Genomic DNA, 19,599 nt, shown 5'->3' on the forward strand with positions numbered 1-19,599 from the left:
AGTAAGTGGTTTGCATTTCGCATACTAATTCCTTCACCAGATTACGAAGTTGGATACCGTCTATGGATCAAAATCCGCAGTCACAGCTAAAGTTACTTGTTATTAAAGGCAAGGAACAAGGCTATCTGACCTACGCCGAAGTAAATGACCACCTGCCTGCTGAAATCGTAGATTCAGAACAGGTAGAAGACATCATTCAGATGATCAACGATATGGGTATCAAGGTAGTAGAAACTGCCCCTGATGCCGATGATCTAGCACTGAACGATGACACAAACATTACCGATGAAGATGCAGCAGAAGCTGCAGCAGCAGCACTTTCTAGCGTAGAAAGTGAAATTGGTCGTACAACAGACCCAGTACGTATGTACATGCGTGAAATGGGTACTGTAGAGCTGCTGACTCGCGAAGGCGAAATCGACATCGCAAAACGTATTGAAGAAGGTATTAACCAAGTTCAATCGTCTGTTGCTGAATACCCTGGCACTATCCCATACATTCTTGAGCAATTTGACAAAGTTCAAGCAGAAGAACTTCGTCTAACAGACCTAATCTCTGGATTTGTTGACCCTGATGCAGACGACACAGCTGCACCAACAGCAACGCACATCGGTTCTGAACTGACTGAATCTCAGCTAGAAGAAGAAGATGAAGAAGACGTTGATGAAGACGAAGAAAGCGATGACGATTCAGATGATTCTGAAGAAGATGTTGGTATCGACCCAGAGCTAGCGCTTGAGAAATTCAACCAGCTACGCAGCACATACCAAAACCTTCAGCTTGCAATCAACGAGCACGGTTACGAGAGCCCGAAAGCAACAGTAGCTAACGAGTTGATGCTAGACGTATTCAGAGAATTCCGTCTAACGCCAAAACAGTTTGATCACCTAGTGAATGAACTGCGCACGGCGATGGATCGCGTTCGTACTCAAGAACGTTTGATCATGAAGGCTGCTGTTGAATACGGCAAAATGCCGAAGAAATCATTCATTGCACTGTTCACAGGCAACGAATCAAGCGAAGCATGGTTGGATGAAATCCTATCATCTGACAAGCCATACGCTGAAAAAATCAAACGTAGCGAAGAAGAAATCCGTCGTTCAATCACTAAACTAAAAATGATTGAAGAAGAGACTTCTCTAAACGTTCAAAACATTAAAGACATCAGCCGTCGTATGTCTATCGGTGAAGCAAAAGCTCGCCGTGCGAAGAAAGAGATGGTTGAAGCGAACTTACGTCTAGTAATTTCTATCGCGAAGAAATACACCAACCGTGGTCTACAGTTCTTGGATCTAATCCAAGAGGGTAACATCGGTCTGATGAAAGCGGTAGATAAGTTCGAATACCGTCGTGGTTACAAGTTCTCGACTTACGCAACGTGGTGGATCCGTCAGGCAATCACTCGTTCAATCGCGGACCAAGCACGTACGATTCGTATTCCGGTACACATGATCGAAACGATCAACAAGCTAAACCGTATCTCTCGCCAAATGCTGCAAGAGATGGGTCGTGAGCCGCTACCGGAAGAACTGGCAGAGCGCATGCAGATGCCAGAAGACAAGATTCGTAAAGTACTGAAAATCGCTAAAGAGCCAATCTCTATGGAGACACCAATCGGTGACGACGAAGATTCGCATCTAGGTGATTTCATCGAAGATACTACGCTAGAACTACCGCTAGATTCTGCAACTGCGACAAGCCTGAAAATGGCAACAAAAGACGTACTTGCAGGCCTAACGCCACGTGAAGCAAAAGTTCTTCGTATGCGCTTTGGTATCGACATGAACACTGACCACACTCTAGAAGAAGTTGGTAAGCAGTTCGACGTTACTCGTGAACGTATCCGTCAGATCGAAGCGAAAGCACTACGTAAACTACGTCACCCAAGCCGCTCAGAAACACTGCGCAGCTTCCTAGACGAGTAATCGAAGCGATTAAAATCAAAAAAGGTGACCAACGGTCACCTTTTTTATTATCCGTGAAGCTAAGTGAATAAAAACTAAGCGCAATTGCCCTACCTAGTGGCTAGACACCTTGCAACGCTTCCCCTATAATCGTTGACCTATTAAGGCCCCTTAGCTCAGTGGTTAGAGCAGTCGACTCATAATCGATTGGTCCCCAGTTCAAGTCTGGGAGGGGCCACCAAATTCAGAAGGCTCGTAGAGAAATCTACGGGCCTTTGTTGTATCTGGAAGGCAGAAATTCCATACAATACCAACGACTCACACCAACTTTAGAGGTAGTTTAGAACTGAGGTTTGTTTAGAGCTAAGGGCGATCTAACTCAAGCTTGCTGACTTGGTAATCCTCTGTCGCTGCAACTAAGTCAGGACGATTAATGACTTTCCACAAGAAATAAGGCGGGATCAGAAACGCGACGAAGTAAAACGATTCGTGGAAGAAGATATGCGCGATATTTTCTTGATGCTCGCACAGTGCCGCAAGGGCGCAGAAATCCAATAAGATACTCAAAACCCCGAACACCACAGAGACCACGATGGTCAAACCCAGTAACTCTCTGAGGTAATGTTTAAATGCCATTCTAGTAATTCCTTCTAGCTAATCAGTGCGGTCAAAATTACGCCTCTAACTCCTTCTCTGAATTGACTTTTATCAACTTCATCGCCAAACAAATAAGAACTTAGTTTTATAAAAGATCACTTGCACAAATCAGAAAAAGAGCGGCAATTAAAATGCAATTAATTGAACATTAAAAAAGCCAATCAAATGACTGACTTCTACTGTTATTCAGGGTTAGCAAGAAATAGAGTTAATCCGACAAGTAATACTGAACAGTTGAAACAACGCGTACTTTCTTAATATAAGGCGTGTTGCTATCACGATCATAAATAGAGAACTGGCCTTGCGTCGCACGCTTGATTTTACCAAGCGAGCTTTGCGAATCTTTGGCGAACTTCTCTGCCACTTCACGAGCGTTCTTGGTCGCTTCCTCAATCATATCTGGCTTGATGTCATTGAGCTTAGTAAAGCTGTACTCAACACGATTAGCATAAGGGTCTTGGTTAAGCAAAACGCCCTGTTTACCTAGCTCACCAATTTCATTGATCGCCGCTCTGACGACATCAATATTCTGGCTATAAACCGTCACCGTTCGATTGGCTAAGTAACGATACTCAATGTCCTGTTCATTGCCGTATTGCTGCGCTTTGCGGTCTGTTACAGCAGGAGAGGAAAGAGAAAAGTTTGATTCATCCAACCCTTTAGCAGCCAGAAAATCGAGCACCAATTTGGTTTGCTGATCAATCTCATCAAACATCGTCGGCATATCATTACTCGCAACAGTAAACTGAATTGGCCAAATCACCGTATCCGCTGGGTACTCACGCTCAGATAAACCCTTTACCGTCACGACGCGTTCATAAGCTTTGTATTTTACCGCGGTCTGTTGAATGAAAAAGCCCAACACACCTAACCCGATGATTAAGCACAACCCTAGCCACAGTGACGACTTATTGGAAATCCGCTCCACTCATCCTCCTAATTTCGTTAAACCAATCAATTTGTTATCTAGATAACATAGCCTAGATACCGCAGGAAAATAGCGACTGAAAGCTAAGTTTTTGTCATATCGCTCGAAATGATAAGCGCAATAGCATAAAATCGAACAGTGTTTTATTTTCGAGTTTCATTACTATGTTAAAAACAAAGTTGATGGTGTTGCTCAGTGGCCTACTCGTCTCTGCGTCTTGTTTGAGTGCTGACGAGATTTCCTCTGAAGAGATGAGTGAAGAACAAGTGGTCGAAAGCGCAGCTCTAGACGAGTCAGCGATTGCTTGTACTGAGGAACATTGCGAAGGCAAGGGCTTTGATGGGCGTATTCTGTTAGACAACGAGCCAACCAAGCAGGTATTGAGCTCTCTCGAAAGCCTGGGGGAAACACTGAACTCGTTGAGTTTCTTAATGTTCGCTGGAGATAAAACCTAACGCAACCATTAGGAACTCTCGCCTCAATGCCTTTGGTCAATAAAGCTTCATTGGTTTGTCACCAAAGGCTCATGCTTTTGCCTCTTAACTGTCATCTGTAATTTCTACTATCCAATCAGCAACTTGTACGCTGAGGTAAATATGGATAGTTCGCCCCCTTTTCGTCTCCCACGTAAAACGCCGTTTGGCATTGGTGAAAACGTTGCTGAATGGGCAACCGGTTTAAACCAACTTGATAAGTTCTACGCCCAACGCCCCGTTAATGCCGATACCAAAACTTTTCTTCGCTTCACGCTGGATATCTTAGGTATCGACTATCGCATTGCCCATGGTTCACTCGATTCAGTTCCTAAACAAGGAGCTACCGTCATTGTGGCGAACCACCCGCTTGGTTGTGTGGAAGGCGTGATCTTGGCTGAATTACTGTTGATGGTCAGAGGCGATATCCAAATCCTAGCCAATCAATACCTTAAAACCGTGCCGGAGTTAGATCAGCTCTTTATTGGTGTCGATGTGTTTGAAGGCAAAGACGCCGTCAAATCGAATATGAAAGCGCTCAGAGCGGCCAATAAACACCTCGCAAGTGGCGGCTTATTGCTTGTCTTTCCTGCTGGTGAGGTTTCCCAGTTAGTCGATGCCAAACAGCAACGCTTGGAAGACAAATCGTGGAGTCGAAGCGTAAGTAGCCTAATCCGCAAAAACAAAGCAACGACAGTTCCAGTATTCATCAGTGGTCAGAACTCGAAACGCTTCTATATGGCAGGGAAAATCCATCCACTTTTGCGTACCTTAATGCTTGGGCGAGAACTGCTGAATAAACAGGCGCAAACCATCGACTTATCTTTTGGCCAAGCAATCAAATTCAAAGAGCTCAGCACACTTAACGATGATCAAGTGGTGAACTATTTACGGCTCAACACTTACTTGCTCAATCGAGAGACCCAATCGGTGAAACCCTCTTCCTCATCAGAACGGCTCTCTCCAATAGCGGCAGGGTTACCCGTAGGCGAATTGCTTGAAGAGCTGAACAACTTACCAAAAGAGTCCAAGCTGCTAACAAGTGGTGAGTTCGATGTTTACTGCACGGAGTCGCAGAATATCCCTTCCCTACTGCATGAAATTGGTCGCCTACGTGAGCTCAATTTTCGACAGGTTGGCGAAGGGACGGGACTAGCAATAGACATTGACCATTTCGATCATGATTACCTGCATCTGTTTGTGTGGGACAGAGAGAACCAATGCTTGGTGGGCGCGTATCGTTTAGGTCTGGTTGATCAACTGATTGAAAAGTGCGGCGTAGCGGGTCTGTATTCACGAACCTTGTTTAACTATGACCAACGCTTTATCGCCCAAATGGGTAAATCCATTGAAATGGGACGCTCAGTGATTGCGCAGCAATATCAGAAGAGCATGAGCGCGCTACTGCTGCTGTGGAAAGGCATCGCAACCTTCGTACATCAAAACCCAGATTACACTCACCTATTTGGTCCGGTAAGCATTAGCAACGACTATAGCGATACTGCACGCCAACTGCTGGCTCAATCAATGACACTGCATCACTACGACAACAATTGCGCAGAGTACGTCACGCCTTCTAACCCACTTCCCGAGCACCACCGTAACTGGAACACCAGCATGCTTACTGCTCTGGGAGATTTACAGTTACTATCACGCGTAATTGCCAGAATCGATGAAGGAAAAGGTGTGCCCGTTTTACTGCGTCAGTACTTAAGCCTCAATGGCAAACTGGTGTGCTTCAATGTCGACCCTGCATTCAATAACGCGCTGGATGGATTGATTACGGTGGATTTGCGCGATGTTCAAGAAAAGACGTTGGCAAGGTATATGGGACGCGAACAAACTCATGAGTACCTCACCTACCATGCAATTAGCAGCCATAAGTAAGAACATTGAGTAAGAAGGGAGTTGTGAGTCAATAAAAAGCAGTGTAACGACTCTCTTTTACTTTTCTATCAATTAGATAAGAGCACTTCGTGAAGTTCGCCTAAAAGACTCTTATAAATACATCCTATCGAAGAGTCGCAATGACATTGATCACACCAATTCCGTCACAAACTTTCACAAAACACCAAAGCCGACTCAGATCACACTTTATATTCAGACCAAACCAACACAAAATGTGACATTGATCGCCACTGGTATTTAATTTGAATTTCAAAAGAAATCAAAAGTGATCAAAGTCACAAATTATTTTGATTTTAAATTTGTCAGAAGATCGAATTGATCACTAAGATTTTTATTGACAGATTTGAAAGTGGCTTTTTGTTATTAAGTTACAAGTTAATAAGTTGAACTTGGTCACTTAAAAACCGTTTCTCAGCCTAAGAAATGCGGGCGTAGATCACGAAAAACCCGTTGTCAGTTCCAATTGGAAAATGTGTGGTAAATTGATTGGGTACTAAGCAATCAAACAAACGGTTTTGGCGAACCGTTTACTACAACAAGATTCATCAGAACATCGAACGGGGAATTGTTATGATATCACCAGATGCCAAGATCAAGATACAAAATTTTGGTCGTTTTCTGTCAAACATGGTAATGCCAAACATCGGCGCGTTTATCGCGTGGGGCTTTATCACTGCTCTATTTATCCCAACTGGATGGCTACCAAACGAAACGTTAGCCTCTATGGTTGGCCCAATGATTACCTACTTGCTGCCACTACTTATCGGTTACACCGGTGGTAAATTAGTTGGTGGCGATCGTGGTGCGGTAGTCGGTGCAATCACAACAATGGGTGTGATTGTCGGCACAGACATCCCAATGTTTATGGGGGCAATGATGGTCGGCCCAATGGGCGGCTGGGCTATCAAGAAATTCGATAACTACATCGATGGTAAAGTAAAAAGTGGCTTCGAGATGTTGGTTAACAACTTCTCTGCGGGCATCATCGGCATGCTATGTGCGATCCTTGCTTTCATCTTTATCGGTCCATTCGTAAAAATTCTTTCTGGTGGCTTGGCGGCTGGCGTTAACTTCCTAGTTTCTGCTCACCTACTACCACTGACTTCAATCTTCGTTGAACCTGCGAAGATCCTGTTCCTAAACAACGCGATCAACCACGGTATCTTCTCTCCGCTAGGTATCCAACAAGCGTCTGAGACAGGTCAATCGATCTTCTTCCTAATCGAAGCAAACCCAGGTCCTGGTCTAGGTATCCTGCTAGCTTACATGGTGTTTGGTAAAGGTACGGCTCGTCAAACTGCAGGTGGTGCATCAATCATCCACTTCTTCGGCGGTATCCACGAGATTTACTTCCCATACATCCTAATGAACCCTCGCCTAATCCTTGCGGCTATCGCAGGTGGTATGACTGGCGTATTCGTTCTAACTATCTTTAACGCAGGTATCGTTTCTCCAGCATCACCAGGTTCAATCTTTGCAATCTTGTTGATGACTCAGAAAGGCTCAATCGTTGGTGTTCTAGCGTCTATCGCAGCAGCAACAGGTGTGTCATTCGCGGTAGCAGCACTACTAATGAAGACACAAACGTCAACAGAAGAAGACGGTGATGAAGCAGCACTAGAAAAAGCAACATCACAAATGAAAGACATGAAATCTGCATCTAAAAACGATGCGGTGGTAAACAGCCAAAGCAAAGGTGACGTAGACCTAGCGACAGTACAAAGCATCATTGTCGCTTGTGATGCGGGCATGGGCTCGAGTGCAATGGGCGCGAGCATGCTACGCAAAAAGGTTCAAGACGCAGGTCTGAACATCCACGTAACTAACCTTGCCATTAACAGCTTACCAGAGAGTGCAGATATCGTGATTACTCATAAAGACTTAACGGATCGTGCACGTAAGCATGCTCCAAACGCACACCACATTTCATTGACTAACTTCCTAGACAGCGAAATGTACAACCAGCTAGTCACTAAACTACTAGCAGCACAAAACCAATCCGCAGCCAATGACGACCAAATGGTAAAAGTGTCAGTCATGGCGGCGAACGACGACAGCTTTGAGCCACAACAACCATCGGTATTCCAAATCCAACGTGAGAACATTCACCTAGGTTTGAAAGCAGCCAACAAAGAAGAAGCCATTCGCTTTGCAGGCAACAAATTGGTTGAACTTGGCTACGCAGAACCAGAATACGTAGACGCGATGTTTGAGCGTGAAGCGTTGGTTTCAACTTACCTAGGCGAATCTATCGCAGTACCTCACGGTACGGTAGAAGCGAAAGACCGCGTGAAGAAAACCGGCATTGTAATCTGCCAATACCCATCGGGTATCCAATTTACTGAAGACGACGATGATGTAGCGAAACTGGTTATCGGCATTGCCGCTAAGAACGATGAGCACATCCAGGTGATTACCACCATTACAAACGCGCTCGATGAGCCGGAGGCAATTGAGAAGCTAACTAGCACCAAAGATGTAGAAGAGATTCTGAACATCCTTGGCGGCCAGCAAGCGGCTTAAACACTCCCTTTAATTTGCTCCTGAGCAAACCGAGGTCAGCTGTCACCCCCTATGCGGTTGGCCTCACCCTAAATTCGTTTAGTCAACATTTCAGACATTGGTAGGTAAGAATTATGAAAAACGCAGTTCATTTTGGCGCAGGTAACATTGGTCGTGGCTTCATCGGTAAACTATTAGCAGACGCAGAAGTCGAGGTGACATTTGCAGACGTTGACGCTCCACTCGTCGATCAGCTGAGCCACAAGCAAGAATACAAAGTAAAAGTGGTCGGTACTGAGTGCCAAATCGACACAGTAACTCACGTTACCGCGGTTAACTCAGCCAGTGAAGATGTCATCGACCGCATTGTAAAAACCGACTTGGTAACAACAGCAGTGGGCCCTAACGTACTGGACATCATTGCAAAAACCATCGCTACCGGCATTGCTAAGCGCTTTGCAGCAGGTAACGATAAACCATTGAACATCATCGCGTGTGAAAACATGGTTCGTGGCACCACACACCTAAAAGGTGAGGTGTACAAACACTTAGATGAATCATTGCACGCAAAAGCAGACGAGTTGGTTGGCTTTGTCGATTCAGCGGTTGACCGTATCGTCCCACCAGCAGAAGCGGCGAACGATGACCCACTAGAAGTGACGGTAGAAAGCTTTAGCGAATGGATTGTGGATGAACAGCAATTTAAGGGCGAAATCCCTGACATAGCTGGCATGGAAAGAACCAACAACCTAATGGCATTCGTAGAACGCAAGCTGTTCACTCTCAATACTGGTCACTGCATTACCGCTTACCTAGGTTGCTTGAAAGGCCATCGCACTATTCGTGAAGCGATCGAAGACCCAAGTATTCATGCTGAAGTAAAACAGGCGATGCAAGAGAGTGGTGAAGTGCTGATCAAACGTTACGGCTTCGACCGTGACATGCACAACGCTTACATCGAGAAGATTCTGGGACGCTTTGCCAACCCATACTTGGTGGATGAGGTTGATCGCGTAGGTCGTCAACCAATTCGTAAATTAGGTGCAAACGATAGATTAGTGAAGCCTTTACTCGGTACAATTGAGTATGGCACTGAAAATAAAACACTTTTGAAAGGCATTGCCGCTGCGTTGAAGTACACTAACGACACTGATCCACAAGCTGTAGAGCTACAAAACTCATTAAAAGAAGTGGGTGTGAAGAAGACGCTAGCGACATACACAGGTCTTGCAGAAAACAGTGCTGAAGTGACTCAAATCGAGACACTTTACAACCAACTTTGATTTACCTGGGGGAGCTTGGCTCCCCTTCTATATCCATCTCCATGAAGAGTTGGGATAGCTAATAATTAGAAATGTATTCAGTATATGGCAGATAACATCAACGAAACCGAGATCATTGAGCGATTAAACAGCGCACCATCGGTACGAGGCTTTTTCATTGCAGCAGTCGACGTTTTTAACGATTCGATCGACGGGTTAGTGCAAAGAATTTTTCGTAAAGATAACTTCGCTGTTCAATCGGTTGTCGGTCCGCTGTTACAAGACTCGGGACCGCTGGGCGATCTGTCTGTTCGTTTGAAGTTATTGTTTGGCTTGGGTGTGCTTCCCGATGATATTTACCACGACATCGAAGACATCATTAAGCTCAAAAACCATCTCAATAGTGACGCTTCTGACTACGAGTTCACTGACCCTAATATTCTAGATCCAATCAAAAAGCTGCATTTGGTGAAGAAGATGGGCATGGTGCAACTGGAAGTCAACGAACCAGATGACGACATCGACCTTGAGTTTTATCAGCTACAACTGCAACGTCAACAACAAATCATTAAGTCAGGGCTCTCGCTTGCGATTGTCGAGATCTGCAATGAACTCGGCAAAGAGAGCCCATTCTAACGCCACATTTTATACCCAAGCTACCTTCAAAAGGATTCGAGGTTGCTTAGGTATAACAAAATAACAATGTCAGCCGCTCTACACCCAAAAACGTAGGAGCCCTACCCAATGTTAAAAGCTGTACTTTTTGATATGGATGGACTGATTTTCGATACCGAATCCATCTACAAGCAAAGTTGGCAATACGCCGCGACCGAGCAAGGCTTAACCATCACCGATGATTTCTACCAACAGTTCATCGGTGTCCAAGATCCTGAGTGTGAAAGAATACTCGCCGAGCATTTTCAAGACACCATCGATATGCCTCGCTATAAAGCCGTGCGAGATGAACACTTCCATAATCTAAGAAATCAAGGCATTGCGCTCAAACCCGGGTTCGACGTGCTGTTTTATGCCATCAAACAACATGGCTTATTAACCGCGATTGTTACCTCTTCTCACCTTCCTGAGGTAAAACACAATTTCTCAGGCAGCGAGTACCTTGCACAGTTCGATTTAGTAATTACCGCCGAAGATGTAGAACGCGGCAAACCAAACCCTGATTGCTATCAAATGGCTTATCGCCACTTAGGTGTGGGCGCCAAGCAATGCTTAGTCTTGGAAGATTCGAACAACGGCATCAAAGCTGCACTCGCTGCGAAATGCCAAGCTGTAATGATTCCGGATTTACTTCCACCTCTGCCAGAGCTCGAAGACAAAGTCATCATTAAAGCGTCTCTTGAGGAAGTGATTCCACTGCTGAGTCAGCTTTAGCCGCTGGTAGTATCAAACAAAACTGGGTTTGGCCATCTTCTGAAGTGACGCTGATGCTTCCATCGTAGGCGTGAACAATCGACTGAGTGATCGACAAACCCAGCCCGGCTCCCACGCTACCTGAATGTTGGCGAGACTTGTCGACCCGATAAAAGCGGTCAAACAGATACGGCAGGTTTTGCTTGGGAATCGCCTCACCAACGTTGCTGACGGTTATCTTCACAAGTTCACCAACCTGCTCAATATCAACCGAAATAGTCGTCTCGTCATACGCATGGCGAATCGCGTTGGACAATAAGTTACTGATAGCGCGCTCAAACATGTTTCGGTCCATATACAGCATCGCCTCACCTGAAGTGGTAATGGCCAACGCTGAATCTTCCGCCAGTATTTCGAAGTACTCGATCAAATGAGCCACTTGCTCATGAGCCGCGAAGCGCTCGTTGTGTCGGTGAATCAGTTTGTTTTCCGCTTTGGCGATATACAGTAAGTCATTGATGGTCTTGGTTATCCGTTCAAGCTCTTCCAAAGTAGAAGCAATCGCTTCTTGATACTCCTCAGAACTGCGGGCAGCGCCAAGGATTACTTGGTTTTGAGTGGTGATGTTAGTCAGCGGCGTTTTAAGCTCATGAGCAATATCGGAGGAGAACTCACTCAAACGATGAAAGCCGGTTTGTAATCGATCCAACATCGCATTGTGCTTTATCGCTAACTCTCTTAGCTCGATCGGCAACGTCTCAGGGTCAATACGAATATCTAACTGTTCAGGGGTAATATGTTGGATGTGTTTGTTTAAGGTAAGAATCGGCCTCAAACCTCGATTTACTATGCTTCGGCTATACAGAGCAGAAGCTAAAAACGCAAAGCCCAACGACCAGAATAGAATCCACCCCAGTTTATTGAGGAACAATATATGATGGTTAATGCTGGTGCCTATCACCACAGTGACATCTTTAGCTTTAAAGGCGAAGGCTCGAATATCCAAAGAATCTTCATGCCATTCAATCGCATTGTTTTGATTCAAAATCTGCGGCGAACTCAAGGTGAGAGACAGTTTATTAGGAATAGAAAGCGTTGAATTTTTGTAGGTCTGCTTTCCCTCCTCAAACGCCCACATGTAAGCGGAGCTGTTGTCGATAAGCAGATAAGCCGACTCAGGAGAAACCATCATGGTCTTCTCTATCGCATTATATTTGCTGACCATTTCGTTATAGTCTTGAGTAAAGAAATGGCGCTCGATGGTGTAATAGAGGATAAAGGCTAAAGCGAGGTACACCACCAGCGTCGTGCCGACAAACATCAGCACGAGTTTGTTTTGCATGGATAGGTTGGCTGGGCGTTTAAACATCTGGCGCTTCCAGCTTATACCCCATCCCTCTAATGGTATGAATTAGAGGCGTTTCAAATGGCTTGTCGACTTTATTGCGCAGTCGTTTGATGGCGACATCAATCACGTTCGTATCGCTATCAAAGTTCATGTCCCACACCAATGACGCAATGGTGGTCCGCGATAACACCTGACCTTCTTTGCGCATCAGCAGCTCAAGCAGCGCATACTCCTTTGCCGTTAGCGTAATACTTTGCCCGCCTCGAGTTACCACTCGCTTCATCATATCGAGCTCTAAATCGGCAATTTGCAGTGTCTGAGGAGAGGTCTGTACACGAGAAGAAGTATGATGACGAAAGACATTCTGAATGCGCGCCAGCAGCTCAGCAAACGCATAAGGTTTTACCACGTAGTCGTTGGCTCCTAACTCAAAGCCACGCACGCGATCTTCTATCTGCTCTTTGGCAGTAAGCATAATAACTGGGGTATGAATGTCACTACTGCGCAGCGTATTGAGTACTTGCCAACCGTCAAGTTTGGGCAGCATGATATCGAGAAGAATAAGATCATAAGGTTCACTGGTAGCGTGATACAAACCATCGACACCGTCGCGAACCCAATCAACAACGTAGCCCGATTCCACTAGCCCTTTTTGCAAGTATTCCCCTGCTTTAACTTCATCTTCTACAATCAGTAGTTTCAATGTCAGCCCTCTATCTCAACGGGATGTACTCAGCATTGACGATCGCAAAAAGAGTACGACACAAATTGCATCATACTCTTTTCATTCAATGTTTTTATCGATTACTGTCGCGCTGTGCGTAGTTCACTTTCACGTTCACAGTACCCAGATATTCCAACTGTCCCTGCTCGTTCATGCGCTCTTGTACAGTAACAAAACCACCGTCCTGTAAGTGCGTGCTGTTTCTCGCGACATCGAAAGTCACGATGTTCAACTCTTTATTAAGCTCATGAGAAGACATGTCTTTTAAAGAGTTTAGTTCAGCTAACGCTTGTTGATAAGCTGCATCCGAGGTTGCCGTTGGCTCAACAGAAATGGTCTTCATTTCTTCACGGCTAATGTATTTTCCACTAGTGAAAGTCGGTTGAGCGAATGCTGATGCGCTAGTGATTGCCATTGTCGTTACAAGGAGAGCGGTTTTCAGTACTTTCATGTTGATGACCTTTGAGTGTGTTTGTTTTCAATGGCTTCATTATTCAACAACACACCTGACACCAACCTATCCAGAAGATGACATTTTTGTCATAAACCAAAATAGCGATTGATTACCGATAACCACCCAAACTACAGCTCGTAAGTCAGACCAAAATGGAACTTATAGTCGTCTTTCTCTGGCACCACACCTTCCGCATCGGCTTTGGTATCCGAAACATGATCCCAAATCGCTTTAATGCTTAGATCAAGATCATCGACAAGATCGATATCAAAACCGAGCTCGTTGGTATGTCGAGTACCGCCAGCATCGTTGCTCGCCCAGTTGAGGTTATAGGTATGACTGAAATCGATGTCATCGGTCAGTTCATACTCAAAGTTAGATTCGAAGGTTAAGGTGTTACTGGTCGCATCGCCAGATTCCCCTTCCTCTACCGTTTTAAAATCGGTGTACTGGTAACCCGGACCGATGGAGACATCCCATTCTGTCTGTGAATTAGCAATGATGAAGTAACCCATCTGCATCGAGGCATTAACTTGATAATCAATGTTTTGGAACTCATCCCTGAGCAACGAGAGCTTAAGTGGCCTAAAGAAGAGTCGGTTACTTAGATAAATGTCGTAGGAGCCATCAAACGAACTGTTGTTCGCTGTGGTCTCATCATTCGTCTTGGAGTTTTCGTGTTTGGCTTTCAGTTTAGTCCGCGAGCCCACGGTATTCCTTTCCGCTTCTACTTCACCAAGGAGTGAGAACTCATCAGTGTTGCCTTTGCTGATGTCCAAGCCCAAAAAGATCTCAGTCGTCCAGTGGTCTGAGTCTGTCTCTGAACCACGATAGATCGACACGACTTCTGTCACAGGGAATGCGATCTCTTCACCATCATTGCTGAGGTATAACTTGTCTTCGCGGATCGATAAATAACCATCGTAGATATCGCCACTGGAAGTTCGGATGGTAAAGAAACTTGCTGTCTCTAGCACCGCAATGTCTTCCAGTTCGATCTCTTGATCGCCAAGATCATCACTATCAAATTCAACTTCTTGATCGAACGAGTTAGTTTCTTCCTTGATCGTACCAGTCAGTTCCCCTTTGATCACTTCACCAGATTTGAGTTGTAACCAGTCATCGCTTTCATCGATGAATACTGTTTGGCTTTTGCGCTCTTCTGTTTGTGTTTCTTCCTCTGCCATCACTGATGGATGGTAAAGCGAGGACGCGATACATAAAGCCAAGAGTTTGATTTTCATAGTGACCTTTTCAGTTCAATGGAAACCACATCCGTTGGGCTTACGATAGTGATGCTCACCGCTCGGCGTGTCAGAAAGTAAACAATTGAATGTCAACGTATTGCGCATCATAACCATGTCTACAGACATAAAAAAAGCGAAGTCATGTGACTTCGCTTTAGGTTCTCGCTACTTACATAGCGCAACATAAACAAGTGTAATCTTAATCACACCTTGCGTTGCTTACTCTACCGTTACCGCTTTCGCTAGGTTACGAGGTTGGTCTACATCCGTACCTTTGATCAACGCTACGTAGTAAGACAGTAGCTGCATTGGGATGGTGTAGTAGATCGCCGCCGTGATTTCACTAACGTGTGGCATAGTGATGATCTTCATGGTCTCATCGCCTTCGAAACCTGCATCAGCATCTGCGAATACGTAAAGCAGACCGCCACGCGCACGTACTTCTTCAACGTTTGATTTCAGTTTCTCTAGAAGATCGTTGCTTGGTGCAACCACCACAACTGGCATATCTGCATCGATCAACGCTAGAGGACCGTGTTTCAGTTCACCCGCTGCGTACGCTTCTGCGTGAATGTAAGAGATCTCTTTCAGTTTTAGAGATGCTTCCATCGCGATTGGGTAGAACTCGCCACGACCTAGGAATAGTGTGTGGTGCTTATCAGCAAAGTCTGGTGCTAGTGCTTCGATTTCTTTTTCGAAAGACAGCGCTGCGTTGATTTGCTTCGGCAGAGCGTGAAGCGCTTCTACGATCTCTTTTTCTTTCTCTTTGCTGATGCGGTTTTGTTGCTTACCAAGAGCAGTTACTAGCATCAATAGCGCTGAAAGCTGTGTCGTGAATGCTTTAGTTGATGCCACACCGATTTCCACACCAGCACGGGTCATAAATGCAAAGTCAGACTCACGAACCAAAGAAGAACCCGCTACGTTACAGATGGTCATTGCCGCCATGTAACCTTTCTCTTTTGCTAGGCGAAGGGCTGCTAGCGTATCGGCAGTTTCACCAGACTGAGAAAGCGTGATCAATAGGCTGTTTGGACGCGTCACAAACTTGCGGTAACGGAATTCAGAAGCGATTTCCACGTCACAGCTTACGCCTGCAATGTCTTCGAACCAGTAACGTGCTGTCATACCTGCGTTGTAAGACGTACCACATGCAACGATCTGTACGTGCTCAACTTTGCTTAGGATTTCTGCCGCGTTAACACCGATTGCCTCAGTAACAACAGAATCAGCCGTGATACGACCTTCCATTGTGTTGATCAGCGCAGTTGGTTGCTCGTAAATTTCTTTCTGCATGAAGTGACGGTATTGGCCTTTATCGCCTGCGTCGTGTTCCGCGTTTGATTCTGTGATTTCGCGTTCTACGCGCTCACCTGTAGCATCAAATACAGTCACGTCACGACGAGTGATTTCTGCCACGTCACCTTCTTCTAGGTACATGAAACGACGTGTCACGTTAAGAAGCGCAAGTTGGTCAGAAGCAAGGAAGTTTTCACCCACACCAAAACCAATGACGATTGGGCTGCCTGAGCGTGCTACGACGATGCGTGAAGGATCTTTACGATCCAACGCTACCGTGCCGTATGCACCATCCAATTGTTTTGCTGTCTTTTGTACCGCTTCTAGTAGCGTTTCTGAAGTGCGAAGTTCCCACTCAACCATGTGAGCGATAACTTCAGTATCCGTTTGAGATTCAAACACGTAACCACGAGATTGAAGTAATTCACGTAGCTCTTCGTGGTTTTCGATGATGCCATTGTGTACCACTGCGATGTCACCTGACATATGTGGGTGTGCATTCACTTCTGAAGGTTCACCGTGTGTTGCCCAACGAGTGTGCGCAATACCAGTACCACCGATCACTTTTGCTTCGTCTACTGCGTCTGCCAGCTCTTGTACCTTACCTAGACGACGAATACGCGTTAGGTTTGTCTCACCATCAACAATCGCAACGCCCGCAGAGTCGTAACCGCGGTATTCCAAGCGACGTAGGCCTTCAACTAAAATTTCTGCAACATCTCGTTGTGCTACTGCACCTACGATTCCACACATGTGTTTATCTCCGTTTGTAGTTTTGTTCTTCCCTGACCATGATTTCAAATAGAGGCAGCAAGCAAAGGCCTTTATCCAGAGGGAAGTGAAATATGAAACTGTTTACATTATTAGATTAGGCGCAAATGACTTTAACGCCATGTTGTTCAATCTGTATTTTGTGTTCTGGCTGTAACTCTGCATCAGTAACCAACACATTAATTTGGTCCCAAGCGAGTTCTAAATTCGGGATCTTGCGTCCTACTTTTTCTGACTCAATCATGACGATGACTTCACGAGACACTTCTGCCATGACCTTGCTTAAGCCAACTAATTCGTTAAACGTGGTGGTACCGCGTTCTAAATCGATGCCATCAGCACCAATAAACAGCTGGTCAAAGTCGTAAGCTCTTAATACAGATTCGGCTACTTTGCCTTGGAAGGATTCTGAGTGCGTATCCCAAGTTCCGCCTGTCATTAACAGGGTTGGTTCGCTCTCTAATTCGTTAAGTGCATTGGCGACATGCAACGAGTTGGTCATAACAACCAAGCCTCGTTTGTCATTTAATTGCTGAATCAGCGCAGCCGTTGTACTGCCACTGTCGATCACAATTCGGTTATGTTCTCGGATCAGTGATGCTGCTGCTTTTGCCAGACTTAACTTTCGACTCGAAACATTCGGACTCATTTCTTCGTGGATAACTTCCGTTGGAATCGCAATTGCACCACCGTAACGGCGCAAAAGTTGTCCGTTTTTCTCTAAAGAAGCTAAATCCTTTCTAATCGTGACCTCTGAGGTTTCAAATTTCTGCGCTAGCTCATCTACGCTAACTTCCCCAAGCTCATTTACTAGGTTAGAAATGGCGTGTCTTCTTAGTTGAGTGTTTCGTTTCGACATTTAAATTTTGATTTTAAGTTTCGGTTTGAAATTTATTATAGTCAAAACGAAACTTTTAAGTCCATTTATTTCGATCCAAAAAATTAATATTTCTCGATAAAACCTTGTCCTAAGACAATTCTTAAACAGTGATATTGGATTCATTCGGTGGTAGAATTCGCCACCGAAAAGAAAAAAAATTACAGAATTGACGGTTATTTTTTTGCAACTTTCTGCATATAAAGTGGGATTAGTCACAAAAAGGTAACCATAATCGCCGATCTTTTAGTCATAAAATGACTAAACTTGGTGAAAGACTTTCAGAATCTGAAGTTCCAATAATGCGGCGGAAAATCGGTGGGTGGCAGGCACTAAATGTCATCAAAGCGCCCTAACTTCAGAGTAAACAACCGACTTTCAAATTGTAACTATACTTACCGGAGAGTATCTTCCATGAAAAAGACCAAAATCGTATGTACGATTGGCCCTAAAACTGAATCTGTAGAGAAGCTAACTGAACTAGTAAACGCTGGCATGAACGTTATGCGTCTTAACTTCTCTCACGGTGACTACGCAGAGCACGGCACTCGTATCGCGAACTTCCGCCAAGTAATGGAAGCTACAGGCAAACAACTTGCAATCCTTCTAGACACTAAAGGTCCAGAAATCCGCACTATCAAACTAGAAGACGGCAACGACGTTGATCTAGTAGCTGGTCAAGAATTCACTTTCACAACTGACATCTCAGTTGTAGGTAACAAAGACAAAGTTGCAGTAACTTACGCTGGTTTTGCTAACGACCTAAACGTTGGTAACACTATCCTAGTAGACGACGGTCTAATCGAAATGGAAGTTCTTGCAACTTCTGAAACTGAAGTTAAGTGTAAAGTTCTTAACAACGGTGCTCTAGGCGAAAACAAAGGTGTTAACCTTCCTGGCGTTTCTGTAAACCTACCTGCACTATCTGAAAAAGATAAGAACGACCTTAAATTCGGTTGTGAGCAAGGCGTTGACTTCGTAGCTGCTTCTTTCATCCGTAAAGCTTCTGACGTTCAAGAAATCCGTGAAGTACTTGCTGCAAACGGCGGCGAGAACATCCACATCATCTCTAAGATCGAAAACCAAGAAGGTGTTGATAACTTCGACGAGATCCTAGAACTTTCTGACGGCATCATGGTTGCTCGTGGTGACCTAGGTGTTGAAATCCCAGCTGAAGAAGTAATCTTCGCTCAGAAAATGATGATCGAGAAGTGTAACCGCGCTCGTAAGATGGTTATCACTGCAACTCAAATGCTTGATTCTATGATCAACAACCCACGTCCTACTCGTGCAGAAGCTGGCGACGTTGCTAACGCTGTAATGGACGGTACTGACGCAGTAATGCTTTCTGGTGAAACTGCTAAAGGTAAGTACCCAGTTGAAGCAGTAACTATCATGGCTCAAATCGCGAACCGTACTGATTCAGCTCTAAAAGCTGAGCTAGGTTCTCGTCTAGACAGCCCACGTCTACGCATCACTGAAGCAGTATGTAAAGGCGCAGTAGACACAGCTGAGAAACTAGCTGCTCCACTTATCGTTGTTGCAACTGAAGGTGGTAAGTCTGCGCGTTCAGTACGTAAGTACTTCCCAACTGCAAACATCCTAGCACTAACTACTAACACTAAGACTGCTGCACAGCTAGTTCTAACTAAAGGTGTTACTCCAGTAGTTGTTGACTCTATCTCGAACACAGACGCGTTCTACGTAGCAGGTAAAGAACTTGCTCTAGAATCTGGTCTAGGTAACAAAGGCGACATCGTTGTTATGGTTTCTGGTGCTCTAGTAGCTTCAGGTACAACGAACACTGCTTCTGTACACGTTCTATAAGACTGACGTATTCAATCATCAGTTAAATAAAAAAGAGGGCTTCGGCCCTC

At 45.0% G+C, this 19,599-nt stretch carries 16 protein-coding genes and 1 tRNA gene; 9 read left to right on the forward strand and 8 right to left on the reverse strand.

Annotated elements, in window-relative coordinates; genetic code table 11:
* The first annotated feature begins 62 nt into the window (after window positions 1–62).
* Together rpoD and ATB78_RS03145 are read left to right on the forward strand one after the other, a co-directional pair.
* On the forward strand, window positions 63–1,925 hold the full coding sequence (gene rpoD, locus ATB78_RS03140) for an RNA polymerase sigma factor RpoD (RefSeq protein WP_061007786.1): 1,863 nt from the start codon (window positions 63–65) through the stop codon (window positions 1,923–1,925).
* 144 nt (window positions 1,926–2,069) lie between these two features.
* Window positions 2,070–2,145, forward strand: a tRNA-Ile gene (locus ATB78_RS03145).
* A gap of 122 nt (window positions 2,146–2,267) precedes the next feature.
* Here ATB78_RS03145 and ATB78_RS03150 read toward each other — a convergent pair.
* A complete protein-coding gene (locus ATB78_RS03150) occupies window positions 2,268–2,540 on the reverse strand; it encodes a hypothetical protein (protein ID WP_061007787.1) in 273 nt (90 codons plus the stop codon).
* Window positions 2,541–2,769: 229 nt separating this feature from the next.
* Complete coding sequence (locus ATB78_RS03155; RefSeq protein WP_009707771.1) at window positions 2,770–3,489, reverse strand: SIMPL domain-containing protein; 720 nt, start codon at window positions 3,487–3,489, stop codon at window positions 2,770–2,772.
* Window positions 3,490–3,653: 164 nt separating this feature from the next.
* On the opposite strand from ATB78_RS03155, the gene ATB78_RS03160 reads away from it, so the two are divergent.
* From ATB78_RS03160 to ATB78_RS03185, 6 genes are all read left to right on the forward strand, one after another.
* On the forward strand, window positions 3,654–3,944 hold the full coding sequence (locus ATB78_RS03160; protein ID WP_061007788.1) for a hypothetical protein: 291 nt from the start codon (window positions 3,654–3,656) through the stop codon (window positions 3,942–3,944).
* Window positions 3,945–4,085: 141 nt separating this feature from the next.
* Window positions 4,086–5,849, forward strand: a complete 1,764-nt coding sequence (locus ATB78_RS03165) for a GNAT family N-acyltransferase (RefSeq protein ID WP_061007789.1) — start codon at window positions 4,086–4,088, stop codon at window positions 5,847–5,849.
* 591 nt (window positions 5,850–6,440) lie between these two features.
* Window positions 6,441–8,393, forward strand: a complete 1,953-nt coding sequence (locus ATB78_RS03170) for a PTS mannitol transporter subunit IICBA (protein WP_061007790.1) — start codon at window positions 6,441–6,443, stop codon at window positions 8,391–8,393.
* 113 nt (window positions 8,394–8,506) lie between these two features.
* On the forward strand, window positions 8,507–9,655 hold the full coding sequence (locus ATB78_RS03175; RefSeq protein ID WP_042599767.1) for a mannitol-1-phosphate 5-dehydrogenase: 1,149 nt from the start codon (window positions 8,507–8,509) through the stop codon (window positions 9,653–9,655).
* An 84-nt stretch (window positions 9,656–9,739) separates the two neighbouring features.
* Window positions 9,740–10,270 carry an MltR family transcriptional regulator gene (locus ATB78_RS03180; protein ID WP_005437418.1) on the forward strand — a complete coding sequence of 177 codons (531 nt, stop codon included), beginning with the start codon at window positions 9,740–9,742 and terminating at the stop codon, window positions 10,268–10,270.
* Between the two features lie 108 nt (window positions 10,271–10,378).
* Window positions 10,379–11,023: an HAD family phosphatase gene (locus ATB78_RS03185; protein ID WP_061007791.1), complete on the forward strand. Its 645-nt coding sequence runs from the start codon at window positions 10,379–10,381 to the stop codon at window positions 11,021–11,023.
* Here the strand turns inward: ATB78_RS03185 and ATB78_RS03190 are convergent.
* From ATB78_RS03190 to ATB78_RS03215, 6 genes are all read right to left on the reverse strand, one after another.
* Window positions 10,977–12,371, reverse strand: a complete 1,395-nt coding sequence (locus ATB78_RS03190) for a heavy metal sensor histidine kinase (protein ID WP_061007792.1) — start codon at window positions 12,369–12,371, stop codon at window positions 10,977–10,979. The genes ATB78_RS03185 and ATB78_RS03190 overlap by 47 nt on opposite strands.
* Window positions 12,364–13,053 (reverse strand): heavy metal response regulator transcription factor, encoded by a 690-nt coding sequence (locus ATB78_RS03195; protein ID WP_061007793.1) that lies wholly within the window; start codon window positions 13,051–13,053, stop codon window positions 12,364–12,366. Before ATB78_RS03195 ends, ATB78_RS03190 begins: the two co-directional genes overlap by 8 nt.
* Before the next feature lie 94 nt (window positions 13,054–13,147).
* Window positions 13,148–13,525, reverse strand: coding sequence for a DUF3316 domain-containing protein (locus tag ATB78_RS03200; protein ID WP_061007794.1), 378 nt, complete (start codon window positions 13,523–13,525; stop codon window positions 13,148–13,150).
* 131 nt (window positions 13,526–13,656) lie between these two features.
* Window positions 13,657–14,772: a DUF481 domain-containing protein gene (locus ATB78_RS03205; RefSeq protein WP_038893925.1), complete on the reverse strand. Its 1,116-nt coding sequence runs from the start codon at window positions 14,770–14,772 to the stop codon at window positions 13,657–13,659.
* A gap of 222 nt (window positions 14,773–14,994) precedes the next feature.
* Window positions 14,995–16,827 (reverse strand): glutamine--fructose-6-phosphate transaminase (isomerizing), encoded by a 1,833-nt coding sequence (gene glmS, locus ATB78_RS03210; protein WP_005437406.1) that lies wholly within the window; start codon window positions 16,825–16,827, stop codon window positions 14,995–14,997.
* 115 nt (window positions 16,828–16,942) lie between these two features.
* Window positions 16,943–17,704, reverse strand: a complete 762-nt coding sequence (locus tag ATB78_RS03215) for a DeoR family transcriptional regulator (RefSeq protein ID WP_005437403.1) — start codon at window positions 17,702–17,704, stop codon at window positions 16,943–16,945.
* Between the two features lie 432 nt (window positions 17,705–18,136).
* Between ATB78_RS03215 and pykF the strand changes: the two genes are divergently transcribed.
* A complete protein-coding gene (gene pykF, locus ATB78_RS03220) occupies window positions 18,137–19,549 on the forward strand; it encodes a pyruvate kinase PykF (protein WP_033005533.1) in 1,413 nt (470 codons plus the stop codon).
* Window positions 19,550–19,599 lie beyond the last annotated feature (50 nt).

Source organism: Vibrio sp. CUB2, from assembly GCF_001557945.1.
GTDB classification, from domain to species: Bacteria; Pseudomonadota; Gammaproteobacteria; order Enterobacterales; family Vibrionaceae; genus Vibrio; species Vibrio owensii.

What these genes read in the sequence shown, in the direction of transcription:
- ATB78_RS03185 (WP_061007791.1), top strand. Translation starts at nt 10,379, where the DNA reads ATGTTAAAAGCTGTACTTTTTGATATGGATGGACTGATTTTCGATACC.
- ATB78_RS03205 (WP_038893925.1), bottom strand. Translation starts at nt 14,772, where the DNA reads ATGAAAATCAAACTCTTGGCTTTATGTATCGCGTCCTCGCTTTACCAT.
- pykF (WP_033005533.1), top strand. Translation starts at nt 18,137, where the DNA reads ATGAAAAAGACCAAAATCGTATGTACGATTGGCCCTAAAACTGAATCT.
- ATB78_RS03190 (WP_061007792.1), bottom strand. Translation starts at nt 12,371, where the DNA reads ATGTTTAAACGCCCAGCCAACCTATCCATGCAAAACAAACTCGTGCTG.
- glmS (WP_005437406.1), bottom strand. Translation starts at nt 16,827, where the DNA reads ATGTGTGGAATCGTAGGTGCAGTAGCACAACGAGATGTTGCAGAAATT.
- rpoD (WP_061007786.1), top strand. Translation starts at nt 63, where the DNA reads ATGGATCAAAATCCGCAGTCACAGCTAAAGTTACTTGTTATTAAAGGC.
- ATB78_RS03165 (WP_061007789.1), top strand. Translation starts at nt 4,086, where the DNA reads ATGGATAGTTCGCCCCCTTTTCGTCTCCCACGTAAAACGCCGTTTGGC.
- ATB78_RS03200 (WP_061007794.1), bottom strand. Translation starts at nt 13,525, where the DNA reads ATGAAAGTACTGAAAACCGCTCTCCTTGTAACGACAATGGCAATCACT.
- ATB78_RS03175 (WP_042599767.1), top strand. Translation starts at nt 8,507, where the DNA reads ATGAAAAACGCAGTTCATTTTGGCGCAGGTAACATTGGTCGTGGCTTC.
- ATB78_RS03180 (WP_005437418.1), top strand. Translation starts at nt 9,740, where the DNA reads ATGGCAGATAACATCAACGAAACCGAGATCATTGAGCGATTAAACAGC.
- ATB78_RS03170 (WP_061007790.1), top strand. Translation starts at nt 6,441, where the DNA reads ATGATATCACCAGATGCCAAGATCAAGATACAAAATTTTGGTCGTTTT.
- ATB78_RS03215 (WP_005437403.1), bottom strand. Translation starts at nt 17,704, where the DNA reads ATGTCGAAACGAAACACTCAACTAAGAAGACACGCCATTTCTAACCTA.
- ATB78_RS03150 (WP_061007787.1), bottom strand. Translation starts at nt 2,540, where the DNA reads ATGGCATTTAAACATTACCTCAGAGAGTTACTGGGTTTGACCATCGTG.
- ATB78_RS03160 (WP_061007788.1), top strand. Translation starts at nt 3,654, where the DNA reads ATGTTAAAAACAAAGTTGATGGTGTTGCTCAGTGGCCTACTCGTCTCT.